This is a genomic window from Myxococcus faecalis (genome assembly GCF_050039385.1).
In the GTDB taxonomy this organism is placed as follows: Bacteria; Myxococcota; Myxococcia; order Myxococcales; family Myxococcaceae; genus Myxococcus; species Myxococcus fulvus.
Genome location: NZ_CP144336.1, coordinates 8,442,512 through 8,459,817, shown reverse-complemented (window position 1 = coordinate 8,459,817; position 17,306 = coordinate 8,442,512). Strand labels below are relative to the sequence as shown.

The following is a 17,306-nucleotide window of genomic DNA, read 5'->3' as shown; positions in this document are numbered from 1 at the left end:
CTCCCGCGGAAATTCAGCCCTCACGAAAGCGAACACTCACATGGGACCCTGGCGTGACACACATGTCGCCAAGGACCCAGATTCTTCCTCTCCCGCTCAGAAGGTGAACGGGAAGTCGATGGGCTCGCCCTGCTTCTTGTGCTTCGGGAACGCCCAGCTCTTGATGAGCCCGGTGATGCAGGTCGCCATGTACGTGCTGCGGTACTCATCCGACTTGCAGGTGACGTTCGACGTCTTGCCGCTCGTCTGGATGGTCCACCGCATCACCAGCTTGCCGCTGAGCATCGGGTCCTTCTTCTTCTGCTCGTTCACGCACTTCACGATGGCGGGCTTGTTGTTCAGCACCACCTCCATGATGTCGGAACGCTGAAGGGTGTCTCGCACCCCGCCCCCGCCCGGCTCGGGAGGGATGTAGGCCGTGGGGCGGTTCTCCGACGCCTTCGGCTCGGGCTTCGACTTCTTCGTGCCGAACAGCTCGTCGAAGTCGTCATCACCATCGCTCGAGGACGGCTTCTCCGCGCGCGCCACGGGACGCTCCTCGGTGTCCTCCCGCCGAGAAGACGAAGAAGACGAGGAGCCGGAGGCACGCCGAGGCGTCGTCGTCCGCTCGACCTTCGCCACCGCGTTGTCCAGCGGCTGCTTCACCGCATCCGCCGGCGGCGTCGCGGGCACCTGCCCCGCCACGGGCTGCGCGGCCACGGGAGGCGGCGTCGCCACGGGCGCGGTCGTGGGAGGCGTCGTGGGCGCTCCCGCGGCGGCCACGGCGGGGTTCGCCGCGGCCGCTGTCTCAGGAGCAGGAGGCTGCGTCGGCGCTCCGGGCGCCGTGGCCACGACGGGCGGCGTCTGCGGCGGTGCGGCGACAGGTGCCGCCGCGACGGGAGGAGGCGTCACCACGGGCGGAGCAGCCGCCGGCGGCGTGGCCGCGGCGACAGGCTGCTGGGTGGGCGGAGCCTCGGGAGTGCCGCCCTTCGACGCCAGCGCCCAGGCTCCACCACCGAGCCCCAGCACGCCCACGACGATGCCGACGATCAACCCCACCCGGCCCTTGCCTCCGCCAGAAGGCGCCCCCCCGCCCTGTGCATAGGCCGGAGGGTAGCCCGCGGGAGGCGCATACGGCGCCGGGACAGGCTGCGCGTAGTGCCCCTGCGGCTGCCCATACGGCATCTGCGCCGGCTGGCCATAGGGCTGCTGCGGATAGGCATGCGATGCCTGCGGAGGCGCCATCTGAGCGGCCATCGCCGGCCCCGCGCCCATCAGCGACGGGGACGACACCGGCTCCGGAGGCGGCATCGGCACGTCGAGCAGGCGAGACTGCGACACCGGCTCACGCCCCAGCGAGGGCGCGGGCGTCGGAGGCGGCTTGGACAGCGCGTCGTTCTCCTCCTTCACGAGCGAGGCGAGCACGCTGGCGGCCGACGGCTTCCACCCCACCGGCTCCTCGGAGGAGGACGCCAGCACCACCGAGTCGCCCTTCGGCTTGCCCGCGCTGAACGCGGACTGCACGGGCCCCGGCTGCACCGTGGGCGTCGAGCCCGACACGGGCTCGGGCGCGACGATGGTCGGCTTCGACGGACGCGGCGCCAGCACCGACGCCAGCTCCGCCGTCTCCGACAACGGAATCCAATCGCTGAAACCCGAACGCCAGCACAGGCTGTCGGGCCCCACCTCGCCACGGTCCCACGCGTCCTTCACCTTCTCCACGGTGAGCGGCCCGACCTGCTTCTCGTCGATGGCCACGTACCACTCGTGAGAGGTGGCCGCGGGCTTCGGCTCCTCCTTGTCGGGCTCGTCCTCGGCCTCGGCCAGCTTGCGCACCGACTCCGTGGTGGCATCGCGCGCGGCGGCCTCTCCGGCGGCTTCACCCGCCGGAATCTTGTGCGTGCCGGAGCTGAGGACCTGGTCGAAGACCGCGCCGATTTCGTCCTCTTCCACGTCGGTGAAGAGGCCTCCCTCGGGCGGGGTCCCGAGCGTCGCGGGCAGCGAGGCGGAGGAGGACGAATCGGCCTCCTTGCCCTGGGTGCTCGCGCTCTCGGGAGCGGGAGAAGAGGTGGACGCGGGCTCGGACGGGGAATCCTTCCCCGCCGCGGCGCCCGCCGGGCGCACGGTGATGGTGTGGCCGCACTTCTTGCAACGAACCTTGACCCCCTTCGGGCCAACCTTGTCGTCGCTGATCATGTACTGCGCGCGGCAGCTGTCACAGACGAAACGCATCTTTTCCGCAAGCCTCGGAAATGACGGGAGAAATCCCGTCGGAATCGTAGAAGTGGCCACCCGAGGCGGTCAAGGATCAGTACCTCGACCGCCCGGCTGCTCATCAACGCGTGAACCCTTGCCCGGGTTCTACCGCGCTATCTGCGCACCTGCACCTCCACGTGTGTGCCAACAGCCACACGCAGGTGGTGCAGCTCCTCGGACGTCGCGAACACGAGCAACTCCTTGAGCTTGTTGCGAGGAGCGACGCGGAAGGTGGAGCCCGTCTCGCCCTGGACCAGCCGGCGCACCGGCTCCATCTCCCCGGCGACGAAGAGGCCCGCGCGCGCGGCCGTCAGCTCCGCGCCCTCCAGGAACTGACGCACCGACTGCGGCGTCGCCGTGGGGAGCCAGGCCCGGGCCGCCTTGGCGAGCGCCGCGCGGTCCACGTCCGTGAGGACCTTCTCCAGGGCCCGCCGCTCCATCTCCACGCCGTGGAGCGACTCGGCGACGCGCACATTTCCCACCACGAGGTTCAGCGCCGCCTGGAGGATGGCCTCCAGTCGCTCCGCCGGCACGTACTGCGCGAAGGCCAGCTCCGGACGCGCCAGCGCCAGCGCGCGGCCCAGGAGGTAGTACACCTCCTTCTGGCCCTGCTCCGCGAAGTACTTGCCGCCCACGCGGACACACGGCGGATGCGTCTGGAGCAGCTCCACGTTGACGAGCGGCTCGGGCGCGGGCTCGTTGGAGCGCTTCGCCATGCGCTCGCGCGTGGCCACGAGGAAGGGCGAGTACAGCTCCACCGCCTCCATGCCCAACAGGCGCGCCACGTACCGGTAGTGGTGCACGTGGTACTCCTGCGCGCTGGCCACGTCGATGCGGTGCTTCTTCGGCACGAGCTGGTACTGGGTGAAGGGCACCGCGTACAGGTGTCCCGCCTTGGCGAAGAGCAGACCGAGCAGCTCCGCCAGCGGCCCTCGCGCCTTCGGGTGGAACAGGTGCGTGTGCCACAGCCGGTCGTCGACCGGGCGCTGGGCGACCTCCTTCTTCTTCGCGTAGGGCCCCAGCTTGGAGAGGATCTCCTTCTCGTCCTCCCCCGCTTCACCGAGCAGCCCCGAGGCGGCCTGGGCCGCGAGCCACGCCAGGTCGTAGTCCTTGCGCAGCGCCGCGAGCCGCACGAGCTGACCGCAGATCTTCCGCGCGTCGGTGGTGTGAGGCAGCGCGCGACGGAGCGCGGCGATGGCCTCGTCCTCCTTGCCGGGCAGGTTGCCGGCGAGCTCGGCGTACGTCTCCTGCACCGCGGCATCGTCCGGCAGGCCCTTGGCGGCCACGCCGTAGGCGGCCACGGCGCCCTCCGGGTGCTTGAGCACCTGGTGGTACAAATCCCCCAGCGCGCGCCACAGCGCCATGCGCGCCACGTGCGTCTCCGGCGTCTTGGGCAGACGGCCGAGCATCTTCGTGTAGTTCTCCTCCAGCGACTTCCACTGGCGGGCGCCACCGAGCATCGCCTCGAGCGAGCTGAACGCCTCGACGAAGCGGGGGTCCAGGTCCAACGCCGCGTTGAACGCCTGGCTCGCGCCCTCGACGTCCTTCAGGTCGTCACGGCGCAGCTCGCCCAGGGCGAACCAGACGCGCTTGGCCTTGTGCGGCTCCGACGCCAGCGCGGGGAGGGCCAGCATGCGCGCCAGCACGTCCGCGGCCTTCTGCCCCTGCCGCGTCTCACGCAGCAGCACGTAGAGCTGGTCCATCACCTCCAGCGCGTCGGGCTGGACGCGCAGCGCGCCGGTGAAGGCGTCGATGGCCATGTACGGGTCGTGCAGCTCATCGCGGGAGATGCGGCCCAGGTCCAGGTACACCTTCACCTTGGCCTCGCCCTCCAGCACGCCGACGAGCTGCTGGCGCAGGTCCGCGGACTTCTCGAACTGGCCCGCCTTGTCCATCAGCACCACGAGCGCGCGCAGCGTGGGCTCGTGGCCCGGGTCGATGGCCAGCGCCTTCTCGAAGTGGTTCTGCGCGCGGTCCGCCTGGTTGAGCGCGGCGTGGATGTCACCCAGCTGCCAGTAGACCTCCACGACCTCCAGGTCCGTGAGCTCCTCGCGGTGGTGGATGAGGATGGTCTGGAAGACCTTGAGCGCGCCCTCGTAGCGGCGCGTCTGCACGAGCAGGTTGCCGTAGCCCTCGAGCGCGGGCAGGTACGTCGCGTCGCGCTCGTACGCCGTCTCGTAGCAGCTGAGCGCCTTGTCGCGCCGGCCCAGCTTCTCCGCCACGTAGCCCAGCCGGTAGAGCTGGCGGCACAGGTCCGCGGCCGTGGCCGCGTCCTTCTCCACCATCGCCTTCTCCGACAGCTTGCGCGTGACGATGTCGAGCATCCGCTCCGCGTCGGACCACTGCTCGTGGGCGATGTACACGTCCGCCAGCGGACGCGCGGCCTCGATGCTGTCCGGGATGTGCTTGAGCGCCTCCTCCCAGTAGCCCGTGGCGGTGTCGCGGTCCTCGCGCGTCTCCGCGTGGTAGCGCGCCACGTCCAGCAGCGCCTTGCCCTTGGCGACCGGGTCCTCGGTCTGCTCGGCCTCCTGACGCAGCGTCTGCTCGTAGCCGCTCCAGTCCTTGTCCTGCTCGAGGATGCCCTTGAGGGCGCGGAGGCTGGGCAGGTGGCCCGCGTCGATGGCGATGGCCAGCTGATAGGCGTTCCGGGCGCTGCCCGTGTCCATCAGCATGTCCTCGTTGATCTTCCCGAGGCGGTAGTACAGCTCCACCGCGTCCTTCGACTGGCCGGCGAGCTCCGCTTCCTTCTGCAGCATCTCCAGCGCGAAGGGCCAGTTGCCGCTGCGCTCGTACAGCTTGCCCAGCGCGTGCAGCGCGGGCCGGCTGCCGGGGTCCGCCGCGAGCGCCGCGTGGTAGCTGTTGACGGCCCGGTCCACCGCCTTGAGGTTCTGGTACTGGACGTTGCCGATGTCCACGTACAGCTCCGCCTGCTCCTCGGGGCTGACCGCGAGCGAGAGCTGCCGCTCGTAGGCGTTGATGAGGTCTTCCCAGCGGCCCTGCACCCGACGCAGGCGGATGAGGACCTTGATGGCCTGGACGTTCTGCGGATCGATGGAGAGCACGCTCTCCACGCACACGTCCGCGTTGGCCGGGTTCTGGTACTTGTCCTCCCAGATGGTGGCACTGCGGAACAGGACGCGGACCTTCTCGCGCCAGTCGTCGCTCAGCTCCAGCATCCGCTCGTAGATGGCGAGCAGGTCCGCGGGCTGGTCCAGCTTGGTGTGCAGCCGCTCCAGCGACTCCAGCGCCTCGCGGTTGACCGGGTCCAGCTCCAGCGCCTGACGGTAGGCGGCGACCGCGGACTCGTCGTCCGAGAGGTCGCGCTCGAACACCCCGGCGACCTCCACCTGGATGCGCGCGCGCTCCTCGGCGGTGTCCGCGAGATCCCTGGCGCGCAGGAGCGTCATGGCCACGTCGCGCCACGCGCGCTGCCGCCGGTACAGCGCGGTGAGCACGCCGAGCGTCTCGGTGTCCGGCTCCAGCTCCAGCGCGCGCAACAGCGCGCTCGCGGCCTCGGACGGGTCCTCCAGCTTCTCGTCCCAGACGCGGGCAATCTCCCGCAGGATGCCCTTGCGCTGCTCGATGGAGCCGGCGGCCTCGAGCTTCTGCTCCAGCGCCACCACGTACTCGCGCTCGTGGCCCCGGCGCTGGAACACCGCGGCCAGTCCATCCAGCGCGGTGGCGTTGGTCGGGTCGAACTCGAGGATCTTCCGGAACGCCCCTTCCGCGGCCTGCGGGTCATCCAGCCGCGTGTCGTGGACCCGCGCGAGCGTCGCGTACAGCCGCTCGGCCAGCGGCCCACGGGGCAGCTCGTCCGCGACCTCCTCGTAGACGGCCGCCAGCTCCTCGTGGCTGCCCGTCTCGTCCGCCAGCCGCTCCACCTCCTCGCGGAGCGTGTCGTCCGAGGCATCCAGCTGCAGCGCGCGGCAGAGCGCCAGGAAGGCCACGTCCTTCTGCCCCAGCCGCTCCTCCTGCACGCGAGCCAGCTCGCGCAGGGCGGCCATCTTCTCCTCGTCCGTGACGAAGTGGGGCATGTACCGGTCGACGGCCGTCGCGTAGGCGCGCCAGTCGTTGTACGTCCGGTACAGGTCGCACACGCGCTCGTACGCCGTGCGGTTGGCGGGGTCCAGCTCCAGCACCTTCTCCAGCGCTCCCGTGGACTGCTCGGGCTTGCCGCCCGGCCCCGCCCACAGGTCCGCCACCTCGTAGTACGTGGCGACGGCGCGCTCACGCTCCTCGGCGCCCAGGTGCACCTGCACCTTCAGCTCCAGCGCGCGCACCGCGTCGTTCCACGCGCGCAGCGAGACGAACAGCGTGTGCACGCGCTCCAGCTCGGCCACCTGGTGGGGCTCGACCTCCAGCGCGCGACGGGCGGCGTCCAGCGACTCCTCGCGGCGCCCCATCCCAGCGAGCACCTCCGCCAGGCGCAGGCGCAGCGCCTTCACGCCCTCGCTGTTCTCCTGGAGCGGGATGAGGCGGCGCAGCACGCCCACCAGCTCCTCGCGCTGCTCCGTCTCGTCGTACAGCTCGCGCAGCGTGTCCAGCACCGCGCGGTTGCGCGCGTCACGGTCCAACGCCGCCTTGAAGTACGGAACGGCGGCCTCGGGCTGCTTGAGCAGCCGGTACACCACGCGCCCCAGCCGCTCGTTGAGCCGCACCACCTCACGGGGGTCCAGCGTCATCGACAGACGGCCCTCGAGCAGCGCGCGCAGGTCCTCCGGACGGTTCGCCCGCTCGTACAGCGACTCGAGCGCGGAGAAGGCCTGGTCGTTGCGCGCGTTCTTCGCCAACAGCTCGCGGTACAGCTCGATGGAGCCGCCCAGGTCCGACAGCCCCTCGGCGGACACCTGCGCCATCTTCGCGAGGACGCGGTCCCGCTCCGCCCCCGCCACCTTCTCCGACTGGAGCTTGAGGATGGCGTAGAGCTTCTCCGACGCGGAGGCCGCCTCGTAGATGCCCTCCAGGAGCCGCGCGGACGCCAGGTGCCCGGGCTCCAGCTTGAGGATGCCCTCGTAGGCGCTCGCCGCGCGGTCCGGACTGTCCAGCCGCTCCTGGTAGAGCTGTCCCAGGCGGAAGAGGTAGCCCACGCGCTCGGCCTGCTCGGTGGCGCCGGTGACGAGCGCCTCCAGGATGCCCGCGAGCTCCGGCCACGCCTGCAGCTCCAGGTACAGCCGGTCCAGCGCCACCAGCGCCTTGGCCTGCACCGCGACATGCAGCGTGCGCGCCCGCTCATAGTACGAGACGGCGCGGTCCGAGTCCCTCAACTTCGACTCGAGCAGCTGGCCCAGCTTCAGGCACACCTGCGCCGCGTCGGCGGCCTCGGCCACGCGCGGCAGCGCCTCCTCGTACGCCGCGACCAGCTCGTCGTAGCTGTCCGAGGCATCCGTGGCGTTCTCCAGACGACGGCGCACCTCACCGTCGTTCGGGTCCTCCTTGAAGGCGCGGAAGAGCGCCAGGAACGTCAGCTCCGACTCGCCCTGCGACTCGCGCAGCGTCGCCAGCTCGCCCAACAGCGCCTTGCGCTCGAAGGCATCCGTGGACACGCCCACGCGCGTCTCGATGAGCTGCGCCAGCCGCGGCACGTCGCCGCTCGCGCGGAAGGCGCGCAGCAACGTCTCCACCGCGAGCAGGTTCTGCGGCTCTCGCGACACCAGCGCCTCCATCCGGCCCACCGCGCCCGGATGGTTGGGCTGCACCGTCAGCACCTCGCCGTACAGCGCCAGCGCGCCCGTGCGGTCCAACAGCCGCGTCTCGCGCACCGAGGCCAGGCGGAACTTCAGCTCCAGCCCCGCCTCCGGAGGCATCAGCGCGATGCGGCGGGCCAGCACGTCCGCCAGCTCCGGCCAGCGCTCCTGCTTCTGGCACAGCGCCTCCATGCGCTCCAGGCCGGCCACGTCGTCCGGCTTGAGCTCCAGGAGGCGCCGGAAGGTCGCCAGCGCGCCCAGGGCGTCCTGGAGCTGCTCCTCCTGCAGGTGTCCGATCTGGAAGAGCACCGCCGCACGGCGCGCGGGCTCCTCGGCCACCGCCAGCTGACGGCGCAGCACCTCGAGCAGCTCCGTCGGCTTGCCCTGCGACGCCACCAGTCGCACGGTGCCATCCAGCGCCTCGGCGTCCGTGGGCCGCAGCTCGAGCACGCGCTTCCAGGACGCCAGCGCCTCGGCGGGCTCGCCCAGGTCCGTCTGCAGCCGCGCCAGCGCGCGGTACAGCTCGGCGCGCGCCGCGTCTCCCGCCTTGGGCGCCACTTCCATCAGCACCGCGCCCAGCTCCTCGGGGGCCTCGGCGCGGTCCACCAGCGACACGCACAGCTCCAGCGAGCGCAGGTCATCGGGCAGCTCACGCAACGCGCGCGTCGCGGCGAGGAAGCCCATCTCCGCGTTCTCCAGCGGACCGGCGTACATCTCGGCGATGCGGCGCAGGAGCGCGGCGCGCTCCTGGGGCACCGCCTCCGCCGACACGCGCGACTCCAGCATCTCCACCTGCTTGAGGTGGTTGCCGACGGCGACGAAGACCGGCTCCAGCGCGCTCGCGGCCGCGCCACGCAGCGGGCTCTCCGAGCGGGCCATCTCCTCGAGCGCACCCACCGCGCCCGCGTGTCCCGCCCGCCGCTCCAGCACGGACTGGTACAGCTCCAGCGCCCCGCGCGGGTCGTCCAGGCGCGAGAACTTCAGGCGCCCCAGCCGCACGCGCAGATCGGACGACTCCTCCTGGGCACCGCGCGCGTCGGCGAGCTGGATTTCACGCTCGATGTGCTGCGCCAGCTCCGGCCAGCGCTCCATCTCCGCCAGCACGCGCCCCAACAGCTTGAGCGCGTTCGCGTTCTCCGGACGCAGCAGAAGAATCTCGCGGTACGCCTGCGCCGCCAGCGCCTTGTCCGCGAGCGTCTCCTCGGCCAGGTGCGCCAGCTCGAACAGCAGATTCACCTGCGACGCCGCGTTCGGCTCCGCGGCCACCTGCCGCCGCATGACCAGCCCCAGCTCACGGTGAGCCCCCGTGCGCCGATGGACGCGGGCGATGGACTCCAGCACCGCCTTGTTCTTCGGGTCCCTGCGACTCACCTCCTCCAGCGCGCGGACCGCGAGGTCGTAGCGCTTGAGGCGGTTGTCGTAGAGCGCCGCCAGCCGGCGCCACAAGTCCCCGGCGAGCGGCTCCTGCGTGTCCCGCTCGAGTTGGTCCTCATACGCGCCCGCGACCTCCTCGAACGAGCCGGAGTCCGCCGCGAGCCGCTCCAGCTCGTCGCGCACCGACGTCTCCTGCGGGAACTCGTTGAACGCGCGCAGGCGCGCCACGAAGGCCAGCGACGTCTGCCCCAGCGCCTCGCGCAGGGTGGCGATCTCCTGGATGTGCTCCAGCCGCCGCTCCGGCGCCACGCCAGGCAGCAGCACCTCCATCACCTCCACCAGCTTCCGGGTGTCGTTCAGGCCCCGGTAGACGGGCTCCAACAGGCGCGCCGCCTCCACGCGGGGCCCGTCGTGCGCCATCAGCCGCTCCAGGCCCGCCACCACCTGGCCATCCCCGGGCGCAAGCTCCAGGAGCCGGCGATAGACGGGCAGCGCCTCCGCCGGGCCCACTTCCTTCTCGAGCAACTGCGCGCGCTTGAGCAGCCAGCCCCGCCGCGCGGCGTCGTCGGCCGCGCCGTCCGCGAGCTGGTCCAACACGTCCGCCTGCTCCACGAAGCGCCGCGCCTTCGCGTACAGCCGCTCCAGCGCGAGAAGCCCCTCCGGCAGCCGCCGCAGCGCCAGCGCCGAGCGGTACGTCTCGATGGCCCGGGCGTCCTCACCCGCGTTGGCGTACGCCTCGCCCGCCTTGAGCAACAACCCCACGCGCTCCTCTGCGTCCTGGGAGAGCTGGGCCTGACGCGTGTAGACCTCCGACAGGCTCTTGGCGTTCTGGCCCTTCTCGTACAGCCGGGACAGCGCCTCCAGCGCCTGGCGGTCCTGCGGCGCGTCCGCGAGCAGGTTCTTCCAGAGGCGCGCGGCCTCCTCGGGCTGGTCCAACGACTCGCGCAGCTCCGCGGCGCGGCGCAGCAGGTCCAGCGCGGCGGGGTCACCCTCGGTGAGCTCCACCGCCGCCGTCTCGTAGATCTCCGCGAGCACCTCGTGCGAGCCCGTCTCGCGCGCCAGGCGCTCCAGGTCGGGGCGCACACCGTCCCGGTCCAGGCCCTGCGCGAAGGACTTCACCGCGGACATGAAGGCCAGCGACGGCTGGCTCATGTCGCGCTCGTAGATGCGACGAATCTCCCCGGCGAGGAGGATCTTCTCCGTGGTGAGCGCGGACTCCATCCGCGCCTCGCGCAGCGACACGCGGCGGGCATGGTCCCCCACCTGCACGAGCACCGGGTCCAACACATCCAGCGCGGCGCCACTGGCGGACACCGCCGCCTTCACCCACGCCTCGAGCGCGGCGCGAGCCCCGGGGTGACCCGAGTCCTCCGCGAGGATGCGCTTGTAGAGCCCCAGCGCCGCGTTCGAGTCGTCGAGCACCGTGCGCTGCAGCTCGGCCAGGCGGAAGGAGACCTCGCGGCCCTGCGGGCTCTGTCCTTCCTGATTGCGGCGCAGCGCCAGCGCCCACGCCAGGTCCTGATGGCGCCCGAGCTCCGTGTAGAGCCGGTCCAACGTGGCCGCGGCCTCGCGGTTGCCGGGGTCCCGCTGGGCGATGGCGCGCCACGCCTCCGCCGCGCTCTCCAGGTCCGACAGGCGGGCCTCGTGCAGCAGCGCGGCCTCGCGCAGGAACCCGAGCTGCTCGGCGGGCTCCGGCGACGCGGCCGCCAGCTTCTCCAGCACCTCCGCCAGCGCGGCCCACTCCTCGCCGCCCCGGTGCAGCCGCTGCAAGGCGCGCAGGCTGTCGAGGTTGCCCGGCTCCAGCACCAGCAGCGCGCGCAGGGCCTTCACCGCGCCCGCCTTGTCGTCGAGCTTCTTCTCCTGCACCTCGGCCAGCTCGCGCAGCAGCGCCGCGCGCGCGGAGCCCACGTCCCCCTCCTCCGCCAGCTCCTCGATGATCTCCGCGTAGCTGTCCAACGCGTCGGCGTCCTCGGCCGCCTGACGCGCCGTGGAGCGAAGGCCCGCGTCGCCGGGAGCCAGTCGGAGCGCGCGGGCCAGGGCCGCGAACGCCAGCTCCGGCTGCCGCAGATGCGCCAGATGCACCTGCGCGGCCTGCCGCAGCACCTGCACCCGCGCCGCGTCGTCCTTGGCCACCTCCGCCAGCACATCCAGCGTGGCCACCAGCTTGCGGTAGTCCTTGGTCCGCTCGAGCGCGGGCAACAGCACGCGCGCCGCGGCCTCGCGCGCCGTGCCCGACGCCAGCATGGCCTCCAGCGCCGCGAGCGCGTCCGGGTCCGAGGGGCGCTGCAGCAGGATGTCCGCGTAGCTGCTCACCGCCTCCGCGCTGCCGTCCTGCAGGCCCTGCAGCAGTTGCGCGCGGCGCAGCTTCAGCCGCGAGACCTTGTCCGTCTCACCCGCCGACTCCGCCAGGCCAATCATCCGCGCCAGCGTGTCGCCCAGCTCCCGCGTGCGGCCGGCCTTCTCGTACAGCTCCGCCAGGCGCGGCAGGTGCCGCCCCTCCTCGGCGCCGTGCGAGAGCGCGGACTGGAGCGCCTCGGCGGCCTGCGCCGGACGCCCGAGCTCCGTGTTCAGCTCCACCAACTGGAGCAGCAGCTCCAGCTTCTCCGCGCCACGAGCGCCCTGGATGCGCTTGCGCAGCAGCTCCTCCGCGTCCGCCGCGCGACCCGCGCGACCGTACAGGCGCACCAGTCGCTGCAACACCGCGCCCGACTCCGGAGCGCGCTCCACCGCCGCCTCGAGCGTGGCGATGGCCTCCGCCACCAGCCCGCCCTCCTCCGCCAGCCCCGCCGCCTCGGTGAGCAGCGACAGCGCCACCGCCGGGTCCTCGGCCTCCGCCGCCAGGGTACGCAGCACGCGCCCCAGCTCGGCGTGCGCCGACAGGTCCCTCGCCAGCCGCAAGGCCTCGCCGCGCGAGGACTCATCCCGAGGGTCCTCGCGCACCACGCGCACGCGCGTATCGAAGGCCGCGCGGCTGTCCGCGAGCTGCTTCTCGTGGATGCTCGCCAGAAGCGAGAACAGCCGCTTGCGCGCGGCCCCGTCCGTCGTGGACTCGAGCTGCTGCTGGAGCGCCGCCACCTGACGCTGGTGGTCGCCCGTGCGCCCGTAGTGCGCCGCCAGCGCCTCGGTGACTTCCTGCGTCCTCACGCCGGAGGCCGCCAGGCGCTCGAGGCCGCCCACCACCACGCCCGTGGACACGTTCTCCGTCAGCAGGCCCAGGAACAGGTCCGCCGCATCCTCCTGACGTCCCAGTCGCTCCGCGTACAGCTTGGCCTGGCGCGCCGTCCACTCGTTGCGCTCCAGCTGCGTCTCCGCCAGCGCCGCCAGCCGCCCCGCCAGCGCCGCCGCCTCGTCGAAGCGGGACAACGCCACGCACAAGGCCTGCAGCCGCTGCACCGCGCCCACCTCGTCGGGCGCCAGCTGCGTCCACTCACGGACCAGCGGCTCCAGCTCCTCGGGCGGAGCGCCCGCGGCCTCGCGCCGCGTCACCTCCGCCTCGATGCGCGCCTTCGGGTCGTCCGCGAGCGCCGCGGCCGCCTGCAGCGACTTCACCGCCTCCGCGGCGGCCTCGTCACCGGGCACCCGCACCAGCACCTCGCGCCACGCCGCCTCCGCGCGCACGGGGTCCGCCAGCGGTCCCTCGAGCAGCTGCGCGAGCTGCCGCCACAGCGTCGCCGCGACCTCCACCACGGGCGCCGCCTGCGCCGCGCGCTGGAGCGCCAGGGCCAGCGCGGGCCGCGCGTTGGCCTTCTCCGCGTGCTCCACCACCGAGCCGAGCAGCAGCGGACGCGCCGGATCCAACTCCAGCGCCCGCGACAGCACCTCGAAGGCGCCGCGCGCGTCGTCCTTCTCCTCGAACATCAGCGCGAGCGCCTCGCAGAAGGCCACCCGCTCCGCCCTCGGACGGGGCGCCAGCAGCGCCAGGTCCAGCAGCGGCACCACCGCCTCCAGCTCCTCGTCCTCCGCCAGGAGCCGCGCCAGCTGGAAGGCCGCCAGCGCGTGCGTGGGGTCCAGCTTGAGCGCCGCCTCCAGGTGCGCGCGCGCCGCCGCGCCGTCCTTGAGCTGCGTCAGACACAGCTCCGCCAGCCGCAGGCGCATCGCCGCCTGGCCCGACTTGTCCTTCACGGTGCCCAGGTAGCGCTCCAGCACCACCACCGCGTCCTGCGCCCGGCCGCCCTCCAGCAGCTGCTCCGCCGTGAGGCTCGCCGCGTCCGCGCGCGACGGGTCCGCCGCCACCGCCTTCTCGAAGGCCGCCAGCGCGCCGGGCGCGTCGTTCAGCCGGCCCAGACGCAGCGTGCCCACGCGCAGCCAGAGGTCCACCTGCGCGCCGCGGTCCTTCACCTCGCCCGCCATCGCTTCAATCTGCTCGATGGCCGGCGCGAAGTCCGTGCCCGCGCGCGCGGCCATCTTCTCGATGAGGGACAGGCCCTCCGGCATGCCCGGCCACAGCAGGAAGCAGCGGTCCAACGCCTCCTTCACCTTGCCGGCCGAGCCCGGGTCGTACCAGGCGAACAGCTTCGCCACGAGCAGCGACAGCCGCGCGGCGCTCTTCCTGTCGCGCTCCTCCAGCGACATGCCGCGCAGCATCCGCACGCGGTCGCGCCACGTCTGCTCGAAGCGCTGCAGCGCGCGGGTGGCCTTCTCCACGCGCGCGTTCTGCGGCTCCAACGTCCGCGCGACGTCGAGCACCCGCTGCGCCAGCTCGTGCTCGGTGGGGTCGTCCACCAGTCGCTCGGCGAGCGCCGCGTACTCCTCGGCCATGCCCGCGTCGCCCAGCGCCTCGCGCTCGCGCTCCAGCGCCTCGAACGCCGTCTGGAAGCGCTCCTCGGACAGGAGCAGCTGCCGCACCCGCCGGAAGATGGCCCGGTCCGACTTCGCGCGCGCAGCGCGCTGCAGGCACAGCACCGCCCTGTCGCGACGGAAGAGCTTCTGCTCGTAGAGGTCCGCCGCCTTCAGGTAGTGGCCCGCGCTCTCCTCGCCCTGGGTCGCGCTGCCCAGCTTCTCCAGCACGTCCGACAGCGCCGCGGCGTCCTGCCGCGACTCGTGCAGGCGCTTGAGGCCACGAAGCGCCGGCAGCGGCTCCTTCGCCACCAGCAGCGCGCGCTTGAGCAGCTCCTCCGCCCGCGGCGCGTTGCGCTGCCGCTCGTGCGCGAGCTCCGCCGCGCGGCACAACAGGCGCACCGCTTCGTCACTGGCGACGTCGCGCGAGCGCCCCTCGTACAGGCGGATCAACTCCTCCACACGGCCGGCCTTCTCCAGGGCGGCCTCGGCTTCGACGAAGCTCCGGTCATCGGACACGCGCAGCGTGGGTCGAGCAGACGTGGGCTGTTGCATGGGGACGGCGGGCCTCGGGGGTGAAAATGGAACGCAGCGGGGGCGCCAGCCGCCGGACTCTACCGGCCGCGAGCGCCCCCGAGCAATCGTGCAAAACCCGCCAAAGGGCGGGAATCATTGGCCTTCTTGCTACTCGGCCGAGGAAGCGTCGGGGGATGTGTCCCCGTCCTCGCCCCCGGCGGACGCCTCGGTGGGCGCCGGAGCAGGAGCCGCCTCGGGCAGCGCCTTGGCCCGCTCCAGACCCGCGCTGTCATTCAGCTGGGTGTAGAGGGCCACGGCCTTGTCGCGCTGCTGCAGCTCCTCCGCGAGCTGGGCGGCGCGAGTCAGGTTGCCGAGCTTCTCGTGGAGCGGCAGGGCCTTGTCCTTGCGCCCCGCGGCCTCCCACGCCTCGGCGGACGCGGCGACGTCGCCCAGCAGCTCCAGCCAGCGGGCACGGCCCGCGGGCTTCTGCTCCGACTCGGCCCGGGCCAGCTCGCGCTGCGCCAGCTCCTTCGCCTCGTCGTCCAGCTTCAGCCGCTGCATGAAGTGGAACGCCTTGGGCGGAGGCAGCGTGCCGAGCACCTCCACCGCCTCGCGGCGCTGGCCGGCCGCCACGAGCAGCGTGGCCGCGCCCAGACGGTCTCCACGCTCCACCAGGCTCTTCACCTCGAGCCCGCGGATGCGGTTGGCGCTGGCCATGTCCCGCGAGCGCTCGTACGACTTGCGCGCCAGGGTCAGCTTGCCCGCGCGCTCATAGGCGAGCGCCGCCTGGTCGAACTGGCGGGCCCGCTCGTACAGGCGCGCCACGTTCTCGAAGTCACCCTTGCCCACGTAGTGCTCCATGAGGAGCTCGTAGGCGCCGGCCTTCTCCAGCGTGGGGGCGAGCTGATCCGCCGGCAGCGTGCTCACCAGCTTGCGCGCGGAGTCGTTGTCCCCACCCGCGAGGGCGTTGCGCAGGGCGCTCTTGAGGTCCCCGCCCGCCTCGAACAGGCGCGCCGCGTCGGCGAAGCCGCCGTTGCGCTCGTGGAGCCGGCCCGCGTCACGCGTGCGGCCCATGGCCTCCAGCTGCTTGGCCTGCTCCTTCCAGTCCCCGGTCAGCTCGGGCACCGGACGGCGCTCACCGGGCGCGCCACGCTCCGGACGCTCACCGCGCTCCCGACGCTCGCCCCGCTCCGGGCGCTCACGACGCTCACCGGACGCGCCGCGCTCCGGACGCTCACCGCGCTCCCGACGCTCACCCCGCTCCGGGCGCTCGCGACGCTCACCGCGCTCCGGACGCGACTCCGTCCGGGCCTGCGCGGGCGCCTGGGGCTCCTCGACCTCGGGACCCGGCTGACGGCCGCTGGCGGTGAAGGCCGCCTCGGCGCGCTCCTTGTCGCCCGCCGCGCGCCAGACCTGGCCCACCAGGAACAGCACCTCCGTCCACGAGTCGAACTTCTCCTTCGCCGGGTCCACCGCGGGCGCAGCCGGAGCCGCCGCCTCCGCGGGCGCGCCCTCCGTGGCGACAGCCTCGGCACCCTCGGCCGGAGCCGCCGCCTCCGCAGCAGCCGCGGGGGCCTCGGACGGAGCCGCGTCGGCGGCGGCAGCCTCCGGCGCGGCCGGCTTGGGCTGACGCTGCACGCGCAGCATCGTGGTGATGAGGCGACCTCGCGTGTTGAGGTCCAGATCATCCAGGGACTTCAGCCGCATGGGCCGCAGCGAGCGGACGATCGCCTGCAGCGGGGCCTTCTCGGCCGTGAAGTCCGTCTTGGACAGCGCCTTCTCCAGGACGCTCAGCTCGGAGATGACCCGCTGGCCCGGGCCCACGGGGCCCTCGTCGCGGCCACGACCCCGACCCTCGCCGCGGCCACGTCCCTCGCCCCTGCCACCACCAGGGCCTCCGGGACCGCCGCGGCCACCAAATCCACCGCCAGGACCATCACGGCGCGGGCCCTGACCCGGCGCACCCCCGTCACGACCGCGCCCACCCTGGCGCGGCCCACCGCTTCCATTCTCCTGAGGCACGTCTATCTCCCGCTAGAACGCGTAGCGAATGTTCGGCGCCACAGCGAATCCGAACGAGCCTCCGGAAACGAGGTAGTTCCCCGTGACCTCGAGCCCCACGGAAAAGTGGCGCAACCGTGTGTAGTACTCCACTCCGGGCCCGGCAAACACAAGAATGTCGGAATCCGGAAGGAGACGCTTCGGCGAGAACATCGCATAACCCGCGCCCGCGCGGAGATAGAACCACGTGCGCTTCACTTCCTGGCTGTCGGCCAGGCCCACCAGACGCGCGCGCAGCACCGCGCCCGGGACGAAGGTGGAGTAGTCGCCGGACACCGCGCCGCCGGACTCGCCGATGTACTCGGCGCTGGTGCGGATGCTGGAGCCCATGACGAACAGGCCCACGGAGATGCGCTCGCCCAGGTCCACGCCCACCTCCACCTGGGCCATGGGGCCGGAGGAGAAGGGCCGGGGCGTCCCCTCGGCCGCGGGCGGGTTGGTCACGAACAGCGGACCGCCGAGCAGCGCGAAGTAGAAGCCCCGCTCGATTTCATCGAACGTGGTGGCGGGCCGGTCGCCCGTCGCCGTGGTGGGTGGTTGCTGTGCGCTCGCGGCCATGGGGAGGACGAACGCGGCACACAGGGCAATGGGGGCGAGGGCTTTCATGCGGTCCTGAGGTTGACGGGGGCTCCCACGGGGGACGGGAGCCGGGGTGACTGC

4 protein-coding genes are annotated in these 17,306 nt (G+C 72.5%); all 4 read right to left on the bottom strand.

All coding sequences use genetic code 11. The features are described 5' to 3' along the window. Positions 1 to 96: 96 nt before the first annotated feature. The 4 genes from gltJ to cglE all read right to left on the bottom strand — a co-directional run bounded on the left by gltJ (position 97) and on the right by cglE (position 17,252). Entirely contained in the window at positions 97 to 2,211 is a 2,115-nt protein-coding gene (gene gltJ, locus VZQ01_RS34185; RefSeq protein WP_426745718.1) for an adventurous gliding motility protein GltJ, read from the bottom strand. Between the two features lie 137 nt (positions 2,212 to 2,348). Further along, positions 2,349 to 14,624, bottom strand: a complete 12,276-nt coding sequence (locus VZQ01_RS34180) for a tetratricopeptide repeat protein (RefSeq protein WP_426745717.1) — start codon at positions 14,622 to 14,624, stop codon at positions 2,349 to 2,351. A 129-nt stretch (positions 14,625 to 14,753) separates the two neighbouring features. Beyond that, the gene (locus VZQ01_RS34175) at positions 14,754 to 16,409 is read right to left on the bottom strand and encodes a DEAD/DEAH box helicase (protein WP_370641973.1); all 1,656 of its coding nucleotides are present in this window, start codon (positions 16,407 to 16,409) and stop codon (positions 14,754 to 14,756) included. Positions 16,410 to 16,619: 210 nt separating this feature from the next. Then, positions 16,620 to 17,252: an adventurous gliding motility protein CglE gene (gene cglE / locus VZQ01_RS34170; RefSeq protein ID WP_141324395.1), complete on the bottom strand. Its 633-nt coding sequence runs from the start codon at positions 17,250 to 17,252 to the stop codon at positions 16,620 to 16,622. Positions 17,253 to 17,306: the final 54 nt, after the last annotated feature.